14 protein-coding genes and 1 riboswitch are annotated in these 19203 nt (G+C 37.7%); of the genes, 10 read left to right on the top strand and 4 right to left on the bottom strand.

Annotated features, from left to right (window positions below; translation table 11 throughout):
- Positions 1-14 precede the first annotated feature (14 nt).
- From ACFX4G_RS17045 to ACFX4G_RS17035, 3 genes are read right to left on the bottom strand one after another with little or no spacing between them, the layout of a single operon-like run.
- On the bottom strand, positions 15-968 hold the full coding sequence (locus tag ACFX4G_RS17045; RefSeq protein ID WP_043979440.1) for a carbohydrate ABC transporter permease: 954 nt from the start codon (positions 966-968) through the stop codon (positions 15-17).
- On the bottom strand, positions 952-2199 hold the full coding sequence (locus tag ACFX4G_RS17040) for an ABC transporter substrate-binding protein (RefSeq protein WP_097823962.1): 1248 nt from the start codon (positions 2197-2199) through the stop codon (positions 952-954). Before ACFX4G_RS17040 ends, ACFX4G_RS17045 begins: the two co-directional genes overlap by 17 nt.
- A 36-nt stretch (positions 2200-2235) precedes the next feature.
- Positions 2236-3327: an ABC transporter ATP-binding protein gene (locus ACFX4G_RS17035; RefSeq protein ID WP_377575838.1), complete on the bottom strand. Its 1092-nt coding sequence runs from the start codon at positions 3325-3327 to the stop codon at positions 2236-2238.
- A gap of 332 nt (positions 3328-3659) precedes the next feature.
- Between ACFX4G_RS17035 and ACFX4G_RS17030 the strand changes: the two genes are divergently transcribed.
- From ACFX4G_RS17030 to ACFX4G_RS17010, 5 genes are all read left to right on the top strand, one after another.
- Complete coding sequence (locus tag ACFX4G_RS17030; RefSeq protein WP_043979434.1) at positions 3660-3839, top strand: hypothetical protein; 180 nt, start codon at positions 3660-3662, stop codon at positions 3837-3839.
- 223 nt (positions 3840-4062) lie between these two features.
- Positions 4063-6000 (top strand): ATP-dependent DNA helicase, encoded by a 1938-nt coding sequence (locus tag ACFX4G_RS17025; protein WP_377575835.1) that lies wholly within the window; start codon positions 4063-4065, stop codon positions 5998-6000.
- Positions 6001-6124: 124 nt separating this feature from the next.
- Positions 6125-7642 carry a carboxypeptidase M32 gene (locus ACFX4G_RS17020; protein WP_097823960.1) on the top strand — a complete coding sequence of 506 codons (1518 nt, stop codon included), beginning with the start codon at positions 6125-6127 and terminating at the stop codon, positions 7640-7642.
- Positions 7643-7739: 97 nt separating this feature from the next.
- A riboswitch (purine riboswitch) is annotated at positions 7740-7841 on the top strand.
- 103 nt (positions 7842-7944) lie between these two features.
- Entirely contained in the window at positions 7945-8538 is a 594-nt protein-coding gene (locus tag ACFX4G_RS17015) for a xanthine phosphoribosyltransferase (RefSeq protein ID WP_028414042.1), read from the top strand.
- A gap of 1 nt (position 8539) precedes the next feature.
- The gene (locus tag ACFX4G_RS17010; RefSeq protein ID WP_013082372.1) at positions 8540-9850 is read left to right on the top strand and encodes a nucleobase:cation symporter-2 family protein; all 1311 of its coding nucleotides are present in this window, start codon (positions 8540-8542) and stop codon (positions 9848-9850) included.
- A 127-nt stretch (positions 9851-9977) separates the two neighbouring features.
- Here ACFX4G_RS17010 and ACFX4G_RS17005 read toward each other — a convergent pair whose 3' ends face one another.
- On the bottom strand, positions 9978-10838 hold the full coding sequence (locus ACFX4G_RS17005) for a LysR family transcriptional regulator (RefSeq protein WP_377575831.1): 861 nt from the start codon (positions 10836-10838) through the stop codon (positions 9978-9980).
- Positions 10839-10968: 130 nt separating this feature from the next.
- Here ACFX4G_RS17005 and ACFX4G_RS17000 point away from each other — a divergent pair, with 130 nt between their 5' ends.
- The 5 genes from ACFX4G_RS17000 (at position 10969) to ACFX4G_RS16980 (ending at position 19200) form a co-directional block, all read left to right on the top strand.
- On the top strand, positions 10969-12393 hold the full coding sequence (locus tag ACFX4G_RS17000) for an NAD-dependent succinate-semialdehyde dehydrogenase (protein ID WP_377575828.1): 1425 nt from the start codon (positions 10969-10971) through the stop codon (positions 12391-12393).
- 398 nt (positions 12394-12791) lie between these two features.
- Positions 12792-13334, top strand: coding sequence for a GNAT family N-acetyltransferase (locus ACFX4G_RS16995; protein ID WP_230184563.1), 543 nt, complete (start codon positions 12792-12794; stop codon positions 13332-13334).
- Positions 13335-13559: 225 nt separating this feature from the next.
- The gene (locus ACFX4G_RS16990) at positions 13560-14645 is read left to right on the top strand and encodes a type III polyketide synthase (RefSeq protein WP_377575824.1); all 1086 of its coding nucleotides are present in this window, start codon (positions 13560-13562) and stop codon (positions 14643-14645) included.
- 5 nt (positions 14646-14650) lie between these two features.
- Positions 14651-15208, top strand: coding sequence for an isoprenylcysteine carboxyl methyltransferase family protein (locus ACFX4G_RS16985; protein WP_377575821.1), 558 nt, complete (start codon positions 14651-14653; stop codon positions 15206-15208).
- Positions 15209-15582: 374 nt separating this feature from the next.
- The gene (locus tag ACFX4G_RS16980) at positions 15583-19200 is read left to right on the top strand and encodes a dynamin family protein (protein WP_377575818.1); all 3618 of its coding nucleotides are present in this window, start codon (positions 15583-15585) and stop codon (positions 19198-19200) included.
- Positions 19201-19203: the final 3 nt, after the last annotated feature.

Here is a 19203-nt window from a genome sequence, read left to right as displayed (position 1 = left end):
AAAAGAATCTCCTTTTACATTTTGGTCAAGCGAAGTACGCGAAATTGAAGAAACGTTAAAAGAGCAATTACAATCATAAATACAACTGAAATGGCAGAGGCATAGCCGAAACGAAAATTAATAAAAGCTTCGTGATAAAGAAGTGTCGAAAGAATTTCAGTTGAGTTGGAGGGACCTCCATTTGTCATTGCAATGATTAAATCAAATGCTTTAAAACTTTGTATGGTCGTATAAGCTACAACCATTGTCGTAGCTGGAGCTAACAGAGGCCACGTAATGCGCTTGAATTTTTGCCATCGTGTTGCTCCATCAATACTAGCAGCTTCATATAACTCACTGGGAATAGCTTGAATTCCAGCTACAAAAATAATAAGCATTTGACCAGTATGTGCCCAAAATTGTACAAAAGCCAAGCTGTAAATTGCGATATGTCCATTACCAATCCAAGACTGGGTCCAATGCTCAAGGCCTATTTTACTTAAAAATAGGTTAACTCCTCCAATGTTGGGGTCATACATAAAGTTCCACGTGAAGGCAATCGACACGGACGAAATAATCGTCGGTACAAAAAAGAGTGAGCGATAAAATGTATTCCATGCAGAATTTTTATAAAGTAAAAGTGCAAATCCCAAGCTCAATAACGTTTGAAAGATCAGCACGCCAATTGTGAACTTTAAGTTGTTTGTAAGAGACTGTGTAAAAATAGCATCGTTTGTTAAAATTTCTTTGAAGTTTTGAAGCCCTACAAATGAGAACTGAGAAGACAATCCATTCCAATCAGTTATGCTTAAAAATAAAGCAGAAAGCGTTGGCAAGGCAAAGAAAACAGTATATATGATAAAGCCGGGAAGTAAAAACAACCATAGATGTCGGCTTTTAGAGATACTTTTAAATGAAAAGAGAGGAAAAGAGAACGAAGGGGTTCTCTTTTCTTCTTCTTGAATAGACGTATTAGTTTTTAGCGACACGTTCTACCTCTCCTTGTGCTTTTTCAGCAGCTTTTTTCGCTGACATACCGGATAGTACGTCCTGTACAGATGTTTCAACAGCTTTTGATACGCGCTCATTTAAAATTGTAAATCGAGGTTGGAAGACCGTTTTTTTGTCTTTCCATTTTGCGCTTTCTTTGAGTTCAGGTGAATCATATTTCACGTCTTTGACCGTTAATAACTGGCCAGTAGCATTCGCATACTCAGAAGAAATCTTTGGATCTGCAAGGAAAGTTAAAAATTTCTCAGCAGCTTCTTTGTGTTTTGATTTTTCAGCAACACCTAATAAGAATGTCGTGGTATGAACACCTTCGTATTTTGCTTTATCTTGATTCACTGTAATCGGTGCAAGCAAACCTTGATCAATCTTCGGATTTTGCTGTTTGACTGTAGCCATCATATAAGAACCTTGAGCAAGCATTGCTCCTTTTTCCTGAGCAAAAAGTGCTGCAGCACTTTCTTTTTTCGTACCAAGAGCATCTTTTTGGAAGTAACCTTTGTCATTTAATTCTTTAATTTGAGATAGGGTTTTGGTAAACCATTCATCAGTTAGCTTGCGCTTGCCCGTTTCTACTTCATGAAGGGCGTTGTTTGTAGGTTCGTTATTCATAATCATGGGATTAATAAATTGAGAAGGACTTACGTCTCCTGAAAATAAGATCGGCGTGTATCCATTTTTCTTTAATGTTTCAGCTGTTTTTAAAAAGCTATTCCAATCTTTAGGAACATCTAAATTTAATTTTTCAAAAATGCCTTTGTTATAGACAGGGATGTTATAGACTAGCTGATAAGGAAGAGCATATTGCGTATTATCCGCTTTACCCGCTTGGATTAGCTTTTCGTCAAATTTGCTGAGTAAGTTTTGGTCGTCCAGCTTTGCAAAACCGTTTGCTTTGCGAATCGTTTCAAATTGACTTCCTGGAAAACTAGCAAATACATCGATACCTTCTCCAGATAGTAGAGATCCTTGAATTTGTGATTGATAGGAATCAGAAGGAAAGACGGTCATTTCTACATGAATGTTTGGATTTTTCTTTTCAAATTGCTCAATGATAGAATCAAAAGCTTTCGAATCTTCTCCTCGCCAATGCGTAAAGTTAATGGTTACTTTTTTAGAAGAGTCGCTGCTGTCGCCGCTTGTTGAACTGTTTTTGCCGCAGCCCGCGATGATCACGGTGAGCATTGCTAACAGAATTAATAATTTTTTCATTTTAGTTCCCCCACTTATAGAATTCATTTTAGATAGTTATTGGTCAATTTTAATACGGTTGGTAGATGCTTGATCAAAGAAATGAGCATGATTCATTTGAAAATGAAATGGAAAGTGCTGATGAACTTGAATATGTTCATCCCCAGGGATTTTAGCCACAAAGAGCTGGTCTCCTAAACTACTGTATAGTATGTACTCTGCTCCTAATAACTCAGACACATCTACCGGTAATGAAATATGAGGAGCATCAGAAGAGGCCCGCGTAATATGCTCAGGTCGAATTCCTATAGTAACGAACTGATTGTTGTAGCCTTTTTCATGTAACGAATGCATTTGATTTTCTGTCAGTTGAAACTCATGTTCACTGATGTGCAGTTTACTGTTCACTACTTTTCCTGTGAAAAAGTTCATTCCCGGTGATCCTATAAAACTAGCTACAAACGTATTCTCTGGAGCATTATATACTTGCATAGGTGAACCTATTTGCTGAATTTTTCCGTCTTTCATAACTACAATTCTGCTTGCCATCGTCATCGCTTCTGTTTGATCGTGGGTTACATAAATAATGGTCGTCTGCAGCTTCTGATGAAGCTTACTAATTTCAGCTCGCATTTGTACGCGAAGCTTCGCATCAAGGTTAGATAAAGGCTCATCCATTAAAAAAATTTGGGCATTCCGTACAAGGGCTCTTCCTAAAGCCACCCGCTGACGCTGCCCTCCTGATAACGCTTTTGGCTTGCGTTTTAAATAGGGTTCTAAGTCCAAAATACGAGCCGCTTCACGAACGCGCTCATCAATTTCTTGTTTTGGGAATTTGCGGAGCTGCAAGCCAAATGCCATGTTGTCGTAAACTGTTAAATGAGGGTAAAGCGCGTAGTTTTGAAACACCATTGCAATATCTCGGTCCTTAGAAGGTAAATCGTTTGCACGATCTCCATTAATAAGCAATTCTCCTTCTGTTATCGATTCAAGGCCAGCGATCATTCGAAGGGTAGTGGATTTGCCGCACCCTGAAGGTCCTACAAATACAATAAATTCTTTGTCTTGAATATGAAGATTGAAATTATCAACTGCAAGACTAACTTTTCCGTATTTTTTATACACATGCTGTAACTGCAGTTCTGCCATTTTTTCTCCTTTCAGCAGGCTTTTAAAAAAATAAAAGCCTCTAATTGCACAGACGGATGGTACGTGTATCTGGCAATTAGAGGCTATCGGTTGACCGGTAAGCCTGTATTATGTAGTTTTGAGTGATTGAATCTGTAAGTAATTTTAAAATATATTATTCCTATATGTCAAGTGAGAATTAAAATATTTTAATAAGTTCGATTATTTTCTTAAATGAAAGAAGCCACTTATTAAGCTAGAGATGCTGGTTTTGAGAATAAAATAAACAGCTGGTGTATAGAATGATAGTATTCACTTTTATAGTAAGCACTACAGAGAGAGGATGTTTATAAATGGATAGAAACACGGAGTTCACTATGATTCGTCAAGCGTTGGAAAACAGCTATTATTTAATGCAGCAGGGAATAGAAGTAAGCGGAGAGACGCTTACTCAGCTGGAACAAGCAAAAGCCGAGTATGAAGCGGCCTTTTTATTGTCTCAGTCCACGGACTCAAAATTCCGCTGTAATTAATTTTTAATAGCACTTATTCCGTTTGCGTTCTATACACTCAGCTTTTATACAAAAAGGTTCTGTCATTACAGGCAGAACTTTTTTATGTTCAGCTCTTTTTATTGACATTTTAGATAAAGTAGTCAATAATTAAGTTTTGCTTACATGAGAAATTTACTAGATAAAAAGAAGTGAAGCTAATTTTTATTGATAGATATTTACATAAATAAAGGAGTCAGTATCGATGATGAGAGAGCGGTTGCCTTTTACAATTGAGCGGGATGAAAACTTTTTTGACAAATTAAATGAATGGATAGGTGATGTTTTTTATGATCATCTTCCAGACGCTGGGTTAGAACTTCGGGATGAACAAATTTTTATGGCTTTTCAAATCGAACGAGCTTTTAAAGAAAAAAATGTAATCTTTGCAGAAGCAGGTGTAGGAACAGGGAAAACTATTGTGTATTTACTGTACGCTATTTGTTATGCAAGGTATATTGGCAAGCCAGCTATTATTGCCTGTGCGGATGAAACATTAATTGAACAGTTAGTAAAAGCCGAAGGAGACATTGCAAAGCTCTCTGGTATTTTAGATATTAACATGGATGTTCGCCTAGCAAAATCTCAAGATCAGTATCTGTGTTTAAAGAAATTAGATGCTGTGACAGCACGAACAGATAATGAAAACATTGAAGAAATTTACGATACGCTTCCTGATTTTGTTCATGATCATAGCGGTATGCAGTCGTTCTATCACTACGGAGACCGTAAAGAATATCCTCATTTAACGGATGAGGAATGGAATCAAATTAACTGGGATACGTTTCAAGACTGCTCTTCCTGTGAGCAGCGTCATAGATGCGGCTTAACGCTTTCACGTGAGCACTATAGAAAAGCACATGACTTAATTATTTGCTCTCACGATTTTTACATGGAGCACATTTGGACATATGAAGCCCGCAAGCGTGAAGGACAGCTTCCCCTTCTTCCTGAAAGCAGCTGTGTTGTATTTGATGAAGGTCACCTGCTGGAATTTGCTGCACAAAAGGCTTTAACATATCGCATTCAAGAAGATACGTTAGAAAACTTGTTAACGCGTCTATTAGAAAATGACGTGCGAGAAGAATTTGCTGTGAAGATCGAGCATGCTATCGATGTATATGCAATGTTCTTTGACCGTTTAAGTGAAGCAAGTGCAGAAATCGTTGGTTCTAGCCGTAAAGAAGTAGCCCGTACAAACGGATTACAAAGTGTAGGAAAAGAACTTTTATCGCTGCTTGAGCATATCGGAAACGAGCTTGTGTTTGAGAGTGAGACCTATACAGTAGACGAATATACGCTGCGAATTGTAGATGAGTACCTGGATCAAATTGATTATTCGCTGCGCTTATTTATGGACAACGAAAATGCCATCTACTGGGTAGAAGAAAATAACTGGCAGCTGACGTTGGTTATTATGCCGCAAGCAGTAAAAGACGTCTTAAAAGAACGAGTATTTGCGAAGAAAATACCATATATTTTCACTTCTGCCACTCTTTCAGATAACCAATCGTTCGATTATTTAGCATATAGCTTAGGAATTGCAAAGCCGCTTTCTTTTTCTGTTGAATCGCCATTTGATTATGATGAGCAAATGAAAATTGCGGTAAAAAATGTTTCGGATGATCAAGAAGAAGCATTTGCTGAAAAATTCGCCTTTGCTGTTGCACAGCTCGAAAAAACGAACGGACGGGCACTTTTACTGTTTAACAGCAAAGAAGAACTAGAGATGTTCAAAGAAGTTTCCAAAGAGTTAAATCAGTACACATTTTTATTTGAAGGCGATCAAGAAATCAGTAAATTAGTATCTCAGTTCCAAAGGGAAGAAGAAACAATTTTATGCGCTGTTCATTTGTGGGAAGGATTGGATATTCCTGGACCTTCGCTATCTAATGTAATTATTTGGTCTCTGCCGTATCCACCAAATGATCCGGTCTTTGAAGCAAAGCGCACTCAAGTAGTCGATCCATTCTGGGATGCAGATATGCCTTATATGCTTCTTCGCTTAAAGCAAGGAGTTGGAAGACTGATTCGCTCTCATAACGATAAGGGTCTAATCACGATCTTTATGCCAAAAAGCACAGATTCAAAAGTGCGTTCAATCATTGAACAAAATGTCCCAACGAAAATAGAAAACATATAAAAAAGCGCGGTTGTAGCCGCGCTTTTTTATATGCATAATAGATTGAATATTCAGTTATATACACGCCGTTACTATTATGATAAAATAATTTATGGTGAAATAAGGAAAGTAAGGAGGAAAAACAATGAGAGAAGACATACAGAAAATTGAGAAACAGTTTTATGAATACATGAATAAAATCAAAAGTTATCACGAGGCAATCGGAGTGATGTACTGGGATTTGAGGACGGGTGCTCCAAAAAAAGGGGCGGATCAGCGTTCTGAAGTTATTGGCATGATGTCATCAGAAGCGTTCAATCTTTCTGTTTCTGATGAAATGGCAGGTTTTATTGAGAAATTAACGAACCCTGAGTCACAGCCTTACATAAACGATATTACGAAAAAAGCAGTGGAAGAATGTAAAAAAGAATATGACTTAAATAAAAAGATTCCTCCGCATGAATATAAAGAATACGTTACGTTAACTTCAAAAGCGGAGTCGGTTTGGGAAGACGCAAAAGAAAAAGCAGATTTTGCTTTATTTCAACCGTACCTCGAAAAAATTGTAGCGTTCAATCAGAAGTTTGTGGAGTATTGGGGTTATGAAGGAAACAAATATAACCGTTTATTGGACCTTTTTGAACCGGGGATGACGGTTGAAATCTTAGACGAGGTATTTGGAAAGCTACGGGAGCATATTGTGCCTCTTGTTCAGCGAATCGCCGGGTCGAATACAAAGCCAAATACGGAATTTTTATTCCGTACTTTCCCAAAAGAAGCGCAAAAGCAATTTAGTCTAGACGTGTTAAAAACGCTTGGCTATGATTTTGAAGCGGGGCGACTTGATGAAACAGTCCATCCTTTTGCTACTGGCCTAAACCCGGGAGATGTGCGCATCACGACTAAATATGCCGAAAACGATTTTCGAACGGCTATTTTTGGAACAATTCACGAATGCGGCCATGCTTTATATGAACAGAATATTTCAAAGAATCTTGTCGGTACGGTTCTATGTGAAGGTACTTCAATGGGAATTCATGAATCACAGTCGCTGTTTTTTGAGCAGTTTGTCGGGAAAAATAAAGCATTTTGGCAGCATCATTACGACGTACTAAAAAAGCATGCGCCGGGACAATTTGACGATGTAGTTTTAGAAGATTTTTACCGAGGAGTAAATGAGGCGAAACCGTCGCTTATTCGTATCGAAGCAGATGAGTTAACGTATCCTCTTCATATTATGATTCGCTATGAGATTGAAAAAGGATTAATAAACGGAGAATATAAAGTTGCAGATTTACCGGAAATTTGGAATGAGAAATACGAAGAATATTTAGGAGTTCGTCCAAGTCACGATGGAGAAGGCGTGCTTCAGGACGTACACTGGGCTGGAGGAAGCTTTGGGTATTTCCCTTCCTACGCTCTTGGCTATATGTACGCAGCGCAGTTTAAGCATACCATGTTAAAAGACTTGCCTAATTATGATGAACTTCTCGAAAAAGGAGAAATTTCGCCGATTACAAATTGGCTAACAGAACATATTCATCAGTACGGAAAAATGAAAAAGCCTCTTGAAATTTTAAACGATGTAACGGGAGAAGGCTTAAATGTAGATTATTTAATTCAGTATCTAGAAAAGAAATATGGAGAAATTTATCACGTATAAAAAGCGCTATAACCGAATATTATGTTTTGTATCGCAAGTAAATGTTCGAAAATATCTGTTTTAGATATTTTCAAATAAAAGATTTGCTGATATAATACAATTAACTCAATAACGCACTCATATAATGACGAGAATAAGGCTCGTAAGTATCTACCAAACTACCGTAAATAGTTTGACTATGGGTGAGCGATGAAGTTTGTTTTTCACTTTTGTGCGTAACAGCTCAAAGACATTGCTCTACTCATATACGAGTGCAGCTATGTTTTTGAGCTTTTTTAATACAAACGTTGGAGGAACGAACTATGAAAGCTTTGCAAAACAAAATTTTAACAGATGGTATCGTATTATCGGACACGGTTTTAAAAGTAGACACATTTTTAAACCATCAAATGGATCCTGTATTAATGAAAGAAATTGGAGAAGAATTTGCTTCGCGTTTTGAAAATGCAGGAATTACGAAGATTTTAACGATTGAATCATCAGGAATTGCTCCAGCGATTATGACCGCATTGAAGCTAAACGTTGAGATGGTGTTTGCTAGAAAAAGAAAATCTTTAACACTTCAAGACGGACTCATTACATCAAAAGTATATTCATTTACAAAAAAAGAAGAAAATGAAATTTCAGTTGCTGATAAATTTATTCGAGAAGATGACGTGATTTTAATTATTGATGACTTTTTAGCAAACGGCCAAGCTGCATTCGGCTTGATGGATATCGTGCAAAAAGCAGGTGCTAAAGTAGGCGGCATTGGTATTGTTATTGAAAAAGCGTTCCAAGATGGAGGAAAACAAATTCGTAAATCAGGCGTTAAAGTAGAATCATTAGCACGCATTCAGTCTTTATCAAATGGTAAAGTGACATTTGCTGAAGATAAACCAACAGTGGAGGTTTAATATGAATAAAGGAAAAGTCTTTTCACTTGGTTTACAGCATGTTTTAGCTATGTACGGAGGTGCGATTGTTGTTCCGCTTATTGTTGGAGGAGCCATTGGCTTGACTCAGCAGCAGCTTACGTATTTAGTGGCGATTGACTTATTTATGTGCGGTGTGGCAACGTTACTGCAAGTATGGAAAAATCGTTTTTTTGGAATTGGTCTTCCAGTTGTATTAGGGTGTACGTTTACTGCCGTAGGACCTATGATTTCAATTGGAGGTTCTTACGGCGTTTCCTCCATATATGGTTCTATTATCGTGGCTGGTTTACTCATCGTCCTTCTTTCTGCTTTTTTAGGTAAATTGGTTAAGTTTTTTCCTCCTTTAGTTACAGGTTCGGTTGTAACGATTATTGGAATTACGTTAATTCCCGTAGCGATTAAAGATTTAGCCGGAGGAGAAGGAAGTAAAGATTTTGGCAGCTTGAGCAATTTAGGTTTAGGTTTTGGCGTTTTGCTATTAATTATTGTTCTGTACCGATTTACAAAAGGGTTTATGCGATCCGTCTCTGTGTTATTAGGATTAGTTGTTGGAACAATTGCAGCGTCTTTTATGGGAAAAGTCGATTTTTCCGGCGTAAAAGAAGAAGCGTGGGTTCATATGCCACATGTGCTGTACTTTGGGATGCCAACTTTTAATATTATGGCCATTCTGACAATGTTTCTTGTTTTACTTGTTGGCATTGTCGAGTCAACAGGCGTTTATTTTGCTGTTAGTGATATTTGTAAAAAAGAAGTGGATGAAAAAGATTTGTCTAAAGGCTATCGTGCAGAAGGATTGGCGATTTTATTAGGCGGATTTTTTAACGCATTTCCTTATACAGCGTACTCTCAAAATGTAGGACTTTTACAGTTGTCAGGTGTTCGCACAAGGAATGTTGTATTTGCAGCGAGTGGAATTTTAATCGTTTTGGGTTTTCTACCTAAAATCGCAGCCGTGACGACAGTTATCCCGAGCTCTGTACTTGGAGGAGCAATGGTAGCTATGTTTGGAATGGTAATTTCTTCAGGTATTAAAATCCTTAGTCAAGTTGATTTAGCCAAACAAGAAAATCTTCTTGTGATTGCATGTTCGGTTGGCATGGGTCTAGGGGTGACGGTTGTGCCTGAACTCTTCAAAAACTTACCAGAGAGTCTTCAAGTGCTTACTGGAAGCGGTATTGTAATGGGGAGTTTTACAGCAATCTTTTTAAATATTGTCTTTAATATGATGAAATCACCACGTACGCAAGTTGCAGAAACAAAGTTAACAAACGAAGTAGTATCGAAATAAAAAGAGGCTAGAACAAAAGTATTTTAGTTAAAAAGATCCGAACGATTAATCGTTCGGATCTTTTCATTGTTATGGGGCGACAAGCGATCTATAGTAAATCATTCATCCAATTTGTTCGTCTTTCCTATTAAGAACGTGTTTTGAAAAACAGTGTATAAAGCATTTTCCCCACGTCAGGGTTTTTTGCCACTAATGAAATTTCTCTTTTGAATTTGAAGTCTGTAATGGGTAACGCTTTAATGTTTGAGCTTTGTAAATGGCGCATAAAAATTTCAGGGAGAATTGAAATACCTAAATTAGCTGAAATAAACCCCATAATACTTTGCGCAAATTCAATTTCATTGACAATGGAAATTTTTAAGTTATGACGCTTGTACGCTTTTTCTACTAGTGTCCGAACATCGCACCCTTGGGGGAGGACTACAATGGGTTCTTCTTTAAAATCTTCAAATGATACGCTTTCTTTTTCGGCTAACGGGTGCTGATCATTCACAAATAAATAAAAGTCTTCTTTGAACAATAGTTTTGACCAATAAGTATGTTGAACCTCTCGATCATCAAATAAAGCCCCGTCAATTTGATTGCTTTCTAACTGCTCCAATAAATCATAATAGTGATGCGAGATTTTTATATCAATATGGCGATTGTGGTCTTTAGCAGAAGCCAGTTGATAAGGTAAGTAAAAAGCAGCCATACTTTGCCACGTTCCGATAGTTAAATCACAGACTTCTTGCGTAGACACTAATTTTTTTTGAAGAGCATGAACGCTTGATAGTATGGATTCACCTTCTTGTAAAAGGATTTTACCTGCTGAGGTTAATTCTACTCCTGTAGCGGAGCGAATAAATAATGTTACTCCTAAATTTTCTTCTAGTTTTCTCATTTGCTTACTGAGCGCGGGCTGCGTCATATGCAGCTGTTCGCTTGCTTTGCTTAAGCTTTTTGTTTTGGCTGTTTCAATAAAAGACTCAAGCCATTCTGTTTTCATATTTATCACCTATAACCTTTTGTTATACCCATAGTATAGAAGGGAAGTTCTCATAAATCAATGAAGATGCTAGTGTATATAGTGTAGTTAACACAGCACAAAGAAATTCACACAACTAGGAGGATGAATGATGTATCCAAACAAACTATATATTAACGGTGAATGGACAACAACAGAAGAGAAAATTGATGTGATTAATCCAGCAACAAAAGAAGTAATAGGACAAATTCCAAAGGCAGGCGCAAAGGAAGCAGCACTTGCCGCTGATGCAGCGGCTGCAGCTTTTAAAACATGGTCGAAAAGAACCGCTCAAGAGCGCAGTGCTATTTTAATGAGATGGCATCAACTAATTGAAAATCATAAAGATGAACTAGCAGAAATTATGACAATGGAACAAGGCAAACCATTTGCAGAAGCAAAAGGTGAAGTGCAGTATGGTAATGATTATATTGCTTGGTTTGCTGAAGAAGGAAAGCGTGTATACGGTGAAACGATTCCAGCTCATCATACGCATAAACGTATTACGGTTAAAAAACAGCCTGTCGGCGTTGTAGCAGCTATTACACCATGGAACTTCCCTGCAGCAATGATTACGCGTAAAGTGGCCCCAGCTCTTGCAGCAGGATGTACAATTGTTCTAAAACCATCTGAAGAAACACCATTTACAGCATATCGTTTAGTAGAGCTCGCAGAAGAAGCGGGAGTTCCAAAAGGTGTGATCAATGTTGTTACTGGAGATGCAGCAGCTATTGGTGACACATGGCAAAAAGACGGACGCATTCGCAAATTAACATTTACTGGTTCAACAGCGGTTGGTAAACATTTAATGCGCGGTGCTGCGGATACTGTGAAAAAATTATCGCTGGAATTAGGCGGTCACGCACCGTTTATCGTAACAGAAAATGCAGATTTAGACGCTGCTGTAAACGGCGTAATTGCTTCTAAGTTTGTCAACGCAGGTCAAACGTGCATCTGCACAAACCGCGTATATGTACAAGAATCCATTGCAGATGCTTTTGTTGAAAAATTTGTAGCAAAAGCGGCGGAATTAACAGTAGGAAATGGATTAGAAGAAGGTACACAAGTTGGACCGTTAATTAACGACAAAGCGGTTGAGAAAGTAAAAGCACAAATTGCGGATGCAAAAAGTAAAGGAGCTAAAGTTGTGGTTGGCGGACAAGCTATAACAACTAAAAAAGGCTTCTTTATGGAGCCGACAATTATTACAAATGTAACTGATGACATGAATTGCATGTTTGAAGAAACGTTTGGACCATTGGCACCTGTAGCAACATTCAAAACAGTAGAAGAAGCCGTAGAACGAGCAAACAATAGCCCTTATGGTTTAGCCGCTTACGTATTTACAGAAAACATTAAAGAAGCAACGTTTGTATCTGAAGAGCTAGAATACGGCATTGTAGGAGTAAATGATGGCTCTCCATCTGCAGCTCAAGCTCCATTCGGCGGCTTTAAAGAAAGTGGTCTTGGACGCGAAGGAAGTCATTACGGCATTGAAGATTATTTAGAAGTAAAATATATCTCAATGGGACTTTAATAAAAAGTAGAGACTGGGACGAAAATATTTTATTCGAAATGAAATACGAACTAGCAACTAATAATCAAAATTATTGGTTGTTAGTTCGTATTTTTTTGTTGTGGAGATGGACGTAGCTTTCATGTGTTTCGTTGTGTCCCAGCCTCTTTTTTATGCACTTTTGTAAAGAAAATTTGGAATAATAGTTCTTTAACGCAATTAATTGCATTTCTAGAATGTCTGTGCAAGAATAAGTATTTCAAAAATGGTTTAGCTTTGTTTAAAGCGTGGGTAATACAACAAATGCACATGATTGCTTGTTAGATGAAATAAAAAGCAGAACTTTACCACTGATAAATTACCCAAGCTAGAACCAAAATAGTAGTACTGAATGGTGAAAAATATAGGAGTTGATATAGATGATTACAGCAGAGAAAAACATAGTGAAATTTAAAGCAAAAGACGGACGTGAAGTCACTATTCGCCCTGCACAGGCCAGCGATGCAGAGCATATTACAACAGCGGTAAGAGAAATTATTGAGGCTGGGGAATTTATTCAAAAAGATGAGCCGCGTACAGTCGAAGAAGAGCAAGATTTTATTGCATTAGTAGAAAAGAACAATCACATGTACGTTGTAGCTGAAGTCGAAGGTGAAGTGCTTGGAATTGCACGTGTTCTTAGAGGCGAAATTAAAATGAAGCGCCACACGGGGCTCTTCCGTACATGGCTTATTTCAAAAGCACAGGGAATGGGAATAGGAAAACAGTTTATGAATTATACGCTAAACTGGTGCAAAGAAAATCATCTTCATAAACTTTCTTTAACTGTGTTTGCTTCGAATAAAGTGGCATACGAATTGTATAAAAAGGTAGGATTTGAACAAGAAGGCGTTATGAAAGAACAAGCTTATTTCAACAATGAATATGTAGATGAAATCTATATGTCCATTTTCTTTTCATAAAAAATAAGCACTTATTTTCGTCAATCCATAAATTGTATCTGTACATTCAGATTATTTGCGCTATAATAAAAGTGCACAACAAACATACACTTCTTCAAAACGTAGACTTTCCTGAGTTACAGGAAAGTTTTTTTTATGTTTCGCCTCCATTCCACTAAAAAAGAATTGAATAAATCCCCAGCTATTACAAATGTTAAATGTAACGCAATCAAAGAGGTGAAGTGTATGCCAAAGATTATCTCGGTTGGATTTGGAGTTCCCCCTTACGAATTAACTCAGCAAGACACGCTGCTATTTGCAAAAGAACTTTTTTCCGAATCATTTAAAGATATTAATCGTCTGCTAACCGTTTTTCAAAATGGTCAAATTGAGAAACGTAATTTTGCCAAAGACTTATCTTGGTTTCAAGAAGACCATACATTCGAAGAAAAAAATGATGCTTTTATAGAATCTGCTGTTGAATTAGGTACAAAAGCAATTGAAGACTGCTTAACAAATAAGAACCATGTAAGTACCCCTTTGCCGTGTGGAGAAATTGAGGCTGTTTTTTATGTTTCAACAAGCGGTTTAGCTACGCCTAGCATTGAAGCGCGAATTATGAATAACCTTGCGTTCTCAGACCATACAAAAAGAATTCCTATTTGGGGATTAGGGTGTGCTGGAGGAGCGTCTGGGCTTTCAAGAGCTTATGAGTATTGCAAAGCCTTTCCGCGTGCCAAAGTCCTTGTTTTATCCATTGAGCTTTGCAGTTTAACTTTTCAGCGAAATGATCGTTCAAAAAGCAACTTAATTGGTACGTCTTTATTTGCAGATGGAGTAGCGGCTGCTTTAGTCGCAGGTGACGAAGCTGATACCACTTTTGCTCTTGCAAAAAGCTATCCTAACATTTTACATACACAATCGACGCTCATGCCCAATTCAGAAGATGTAATGGGGTGGGAGATTAAAAATGATGGACTATTTGTTGTCTTTTCAAAAGACATTCCCACGATTATCGATTCGTGGTTAGGCGGAGAAGTTGAGTCATTTTTACAAACTCAGCATTTGACCAGTCGCGATTTGAAGCATTTTGTTGCTCATCCTGGAGGGAAAAAAGTGCTTGAAGCATATGTATCAACGCTGTCGTTAAACGAAAATATGATTGCTGATTCCCTAGATGTACTTAAAAACCATGGAAACATGTCTTCGGCAACCGTTTTGTATGTGCTAGACCGCTTTATGAAGAAAGAAATTCCGAGTAAAGAATATGGTTTATTAACAGCTCTTGGCCCTGGATTTAGTTCTGAAATGCTTCTATTAGAGTGGAGGTAAAGCGATTGTTTTTTTATAGCTTTTTTGTATTTATTATCTTACAGCGTCTATGTGAATTGGTTATTGCCAAAAGAAATGAAGCTTGGATGAAGAAGCAGGGAGCATACGAAGCTGGTCAAAGTCACTACAAATGGATGGTAAGCATGCATGCCGCTTTTTTTGCTGCTCTTTTTACGGAAGTGTATGTGTTAAACGATGGAATGTATCACTTTTCTTTTTTGTTGTTTAGCTTTTTTGCGCTTGTGCAACTTGCAAGAATATGGGCTATTTCTTCGTTAGGAAAGTATTGGAATACAAAAATTATCGTTTTGCCTAATGCGAAGGTTGTGCTAAGAGGTCCTTATCGTTTTATGAAGCACCCTAACTATACAGTAGTAGCGGCAGAATTGGTGTTAGTTCCGCTTATGTTTCAGGCATACTGGACGTTAGCTATTTTTTCTGTTTTCAATTTGTGTATATTAGCCGTCAGAATTCCCTTAGAAGAGCAAACGTTAACGAATGAAACAAATTACGGCGAAGTGATGCAAAACAGGGGAAGTTTCTTTCCTGTAAAAAAATCTTAAAACTAATTGAAAATGATTATCTTTCATGATAAGATGAAACAAATGATAAAGATTATCAATTTCATCAAGTAGAAACGGTGGTGGACGTAATGGTTAGTCTTTTTGTGATCGGAGCACTTGCTACATATGTTGGCGTCACAACGTATGTAATGAAAAATATTGAAAAAGCCCAAAAGGCGTAACATACATGCGATGAATAAAAAAAGCTGTCAAATTATTGACAGCTTTTTTTATTGTTTTTGTAACTAAAAATTCAGTTTTTTATGGGAAAACGCATGCGAATCAAGTAAAATAGAGAAAGAATAAGCAGAAATGAAGATGGATAGAGCACATTTAAATACAGTCTTGAATGAGGCAAAAGGGGTAGAGTAATAATGGGTAAAGTGAGTGTGAAACATCAAGAAAATCTCCGATTGGAAGCATCTCTTTTTCATTTACATAAGCAATTTCAAGCAGCTGGAGATGAACAGCAGGCAGCAAAAGCAATACAGCTGTTAAAAAAGTGGGTGAACGGCGAATTTGTTGTAGCATTTTGCGGACATTTTTCGGCTGGAAAATCGAGCATGATTAACGAATTAATGGGGCAAGCAATTTTGCCTGCAAGTCCTATTCCAACAAGCGCAAACTTAGTATCAGTAAAAGCAGGGGATGAGCATGCAACCGTTTATTATCGCAAACAGCCGCCGGTGCGTTATGAAGCACCTTATGAGTATGAGCAAATTAAGCAGTTTGCTGTGGATGGAGATGAAGTAGAGTCCATTCATTTATCGATAGATACAGATGCTATTCCTAAAAATGTTGTGGTGATGGACACACCAGGAATTGATTCAACAGATGATGCACATCGTGTATCGACCGAGTCAGCTCTTCACTTAGCGGACGTTATTTTCTACGTAATGGATTATAATCATGTGCAGGCAGAATTAAATCTTCAATTTGCAAAACAGCTGCAAGAAGCTAATAAAACGCTTTATTTAATTGTAAATCAAATCGATAAACACCAAGAAGATCAGCTAACATTCCAAGCATTTAAAGAATCTGTAGAAACGTCATTTTTAAAGTGGAATGTGAGACCAGAAGGAATTTTCTATACGTCGTTAAAAGAGCCAACCAACCGTCATAATGACCTTTCGTACGTAAAATCTCTATTACTTGCTATGATGACGGAAAAAGAAAACCGACATCAGCATATTCAACATGCGATGCAAATGTTAATTGACGATCACCTTGCCTTTATTGAAGACCAAGAAGAAGAAAAGTTAACGATTCATGACGAGCTGCGCCATAAGCTGACGCTTGAGAATCGTGAAATGAATAAGCAGCAAAAAGAGCAGCTTCTCGAAAAAGAAGCGGAAATAAGGCGTGCTGAAAAGCAGCTAGCAGAAACGTATCAACAAGAAACAGGTAAGATACTAAGCAACGCTAATTTAACACCATATGAAATGAGAGAAAAAGCTAGGCTGTTTTTAGAAACGACAAAGCCTGATTTTAAAGTAGGTCTTTTATTTGCTAAGAAAAAGACCGAGGAAGTAAAAAAAGAGCGGCTGACGTTATTTTTTGATGATATGAAAGAACGAGCAGCTTCTCAGCTGCAGTGGCACTTGCAGCAATATGTGCAAGAGCTGGTGAAAAATCAAAATCTTACCTATCCGGATCTTATACGCCAGGTTCAGCAGTTTGAAATTCCGTTAGAGCCGTATGATTTAATTGAAACCGTAAAGGCAGGAGCTACGATTAATGGTGATTATGTTTTAACATACGCAAAAGATGTAGCCGATCATATTAAGAAAAAAGCGACGCGATTATTATACGAGCTTTATGCGCAAATTGAACAGAGCAAAATCGAGCAAGATGAAGTAAAGCGTAAAAAAATTTATCAACACTTGCAGGAATGTGAAGTATTTGAAGAAGCATATACATCTCTTCAGGAAATGAAATCAAAATTGGCACGTACAAAAGCTTTGCTTCAATCTTTACAGCAAACTGATGACGACCTAACGGCAGAAGATACAAACGAGTTGTCATATATGTTACAAGAAGAATATGAAACAGGCATCATGAAAGCTGAAGAAAAGCAAGAAGCTGTGAGTGAGCAGCAGTTAGTTTCACAGCCTGAGGAAGCTGTGCATGAAACAGGAACGGAAAAGGTTCTTCAAGATGTATCAGCTGTTCTCGAACAGCTCCGTTCATTTGGAAAGTTAGACCGCTTTATTACCAGGCTTCAAGAAAAGCGTAAAAAGCTATCAAATCAAACGTTTACTGTAGCTTTATTCGGAGCATTCAGTGCCGGTAAGTCATCTTTTGCTAATGCGTTGATTGGAGAAAGATTACTTCCAGTATCTCCGAACCCAACAACAGCAACCATCAATAAAATTATGCCTCCAACAGAAAAACGGCCGCATAAAACAGCTGTTGTGCAAATGAAAACAAACGAGCAGATGATCCAAGATTTAAATGGTGCACTTAAGCTGTTTCACCATGAAGTAGAATCAATTGACGAAGCGTTAACAATTATTCCAACTCTGCAGGCAACAGAAGAGCTGCAGCTGCATTTGTCGTTCTTACAGGCAGTAGAAAAAGGCTACGGCGAAGTCAAGCAGCATATCGGTTCAGAAGTAGTGGTAGATACAGAAGGATTTCATGATTATGTAGCCAAAGAAGAAAAAGCGTGTTTTGTTCAATTTATTAACCTGTATTATGACTGTGAATTTACTCGCTTAGGCATTACGCTCGTTGATACACCCGGAGCTGATTCAATCAATGCGAGACACACTGGAGTAGCTTTTGAGTATATCAAAAATGCAGACGCCATTTTATTTGTAACATATTATAATCATGCGTTTTCAAAAGCTGACCGCGAATTTCTTATTCAGCTTGGCCGTGTAAAAGATGTATTTGCGCTTGATAAAATGTTTTTCTTAGTAAATGCAGCGGACCTAGCCAGCTCGGATACAGAGCTGCAGTTAGTTCAGACCTATGTAAAAGAACAGCTTGAACAGTATGGTATACGTTTTCCGCGCTTATACCCGGTATCAAGCTTGCAGGCTTTGCAAAACCACGAGGATAAAATGTTTCTGCCATTCAAAAATGCGTTTTACCGCTTCATAAATTATGAATTACCAGAGCTTGCTATCCAAAGTGTCTATGCAGATTTCGAACAAATTTTAGCAGTTTCCAATGAAATGAAACAGGTGCAAACAAAATCAGAAGTGGATAAAAAGCGATACATTCAATCTCTTCACATAAAAAATGAGCAGGTAGCAGCAAAACTGCATGAAATTCATTTTGAATATGAACAACAGCAGTTAGACCGAGAATTAGAAGAGCTCTTATTTTATGTAAAAAAACGTCTGTTTGTGAGGTACGATGACTTCTTTAAAGAAGCCTTCAGTCCGGCAAACTTAAGGGATGATCGAGGTGAAAAGCAAAAGCAGCTGCGCCTTTGTTTGCAGGAGTTGTTAACGTCTATTTCCTTCGATGCAACGCAAGAAGTGCGTGCGACCACTTTGCGAATCGAAAAATACATCGTAAAATTAATCGAAGACTGGCATCGAATGATCATTACAAAGCTACATCGCTATGAACCGACGTTTACTCCAACGCTGAACTCGTTAGAGCCTCCAAATGGCAGTGAAGTTGTGACAAGTCATCAATTTGATGAGAATGAATCGTATCAAAAAGAACTTTCACTGTATAAAAACAATAAAAGCTTTTTTGAAAAAAATGAGAAAGTAAAGCTTCACGCTGCTTTACTAGAACGTATTAAGCCGGATGTTAATCACTACATTGCGAAAGAAGAAGCCGCTCTTCATTCACACTATACCCATTTAGTGAATCAGTACGTTCTAGCGCATAAACAGTCTGTATCTGAAGAATGGTATGATTATTACAAACAGCTGCAAGCGGCCGTGTCTGAAGAATTTCCAATTCAAGAATTGGTAAGTACAATGACGGTGCTAGAACATGTATTGGAGGAAAGAAAGGGTCATTAATTT

Origin of the sequence: Priestia sp. YIM B13486 (assembly GCF_042787865.1) — a bacterium.
Taxonomy (GTDB): domain Bacteria; phylum Bacillota; class Bacilli; order Bacillales; family Bacillaceae_H; genus Priestia; species Priestia megaterium.
This window is presented reverse-complemented; position numbering and strand designations above follow the sequence as displayed.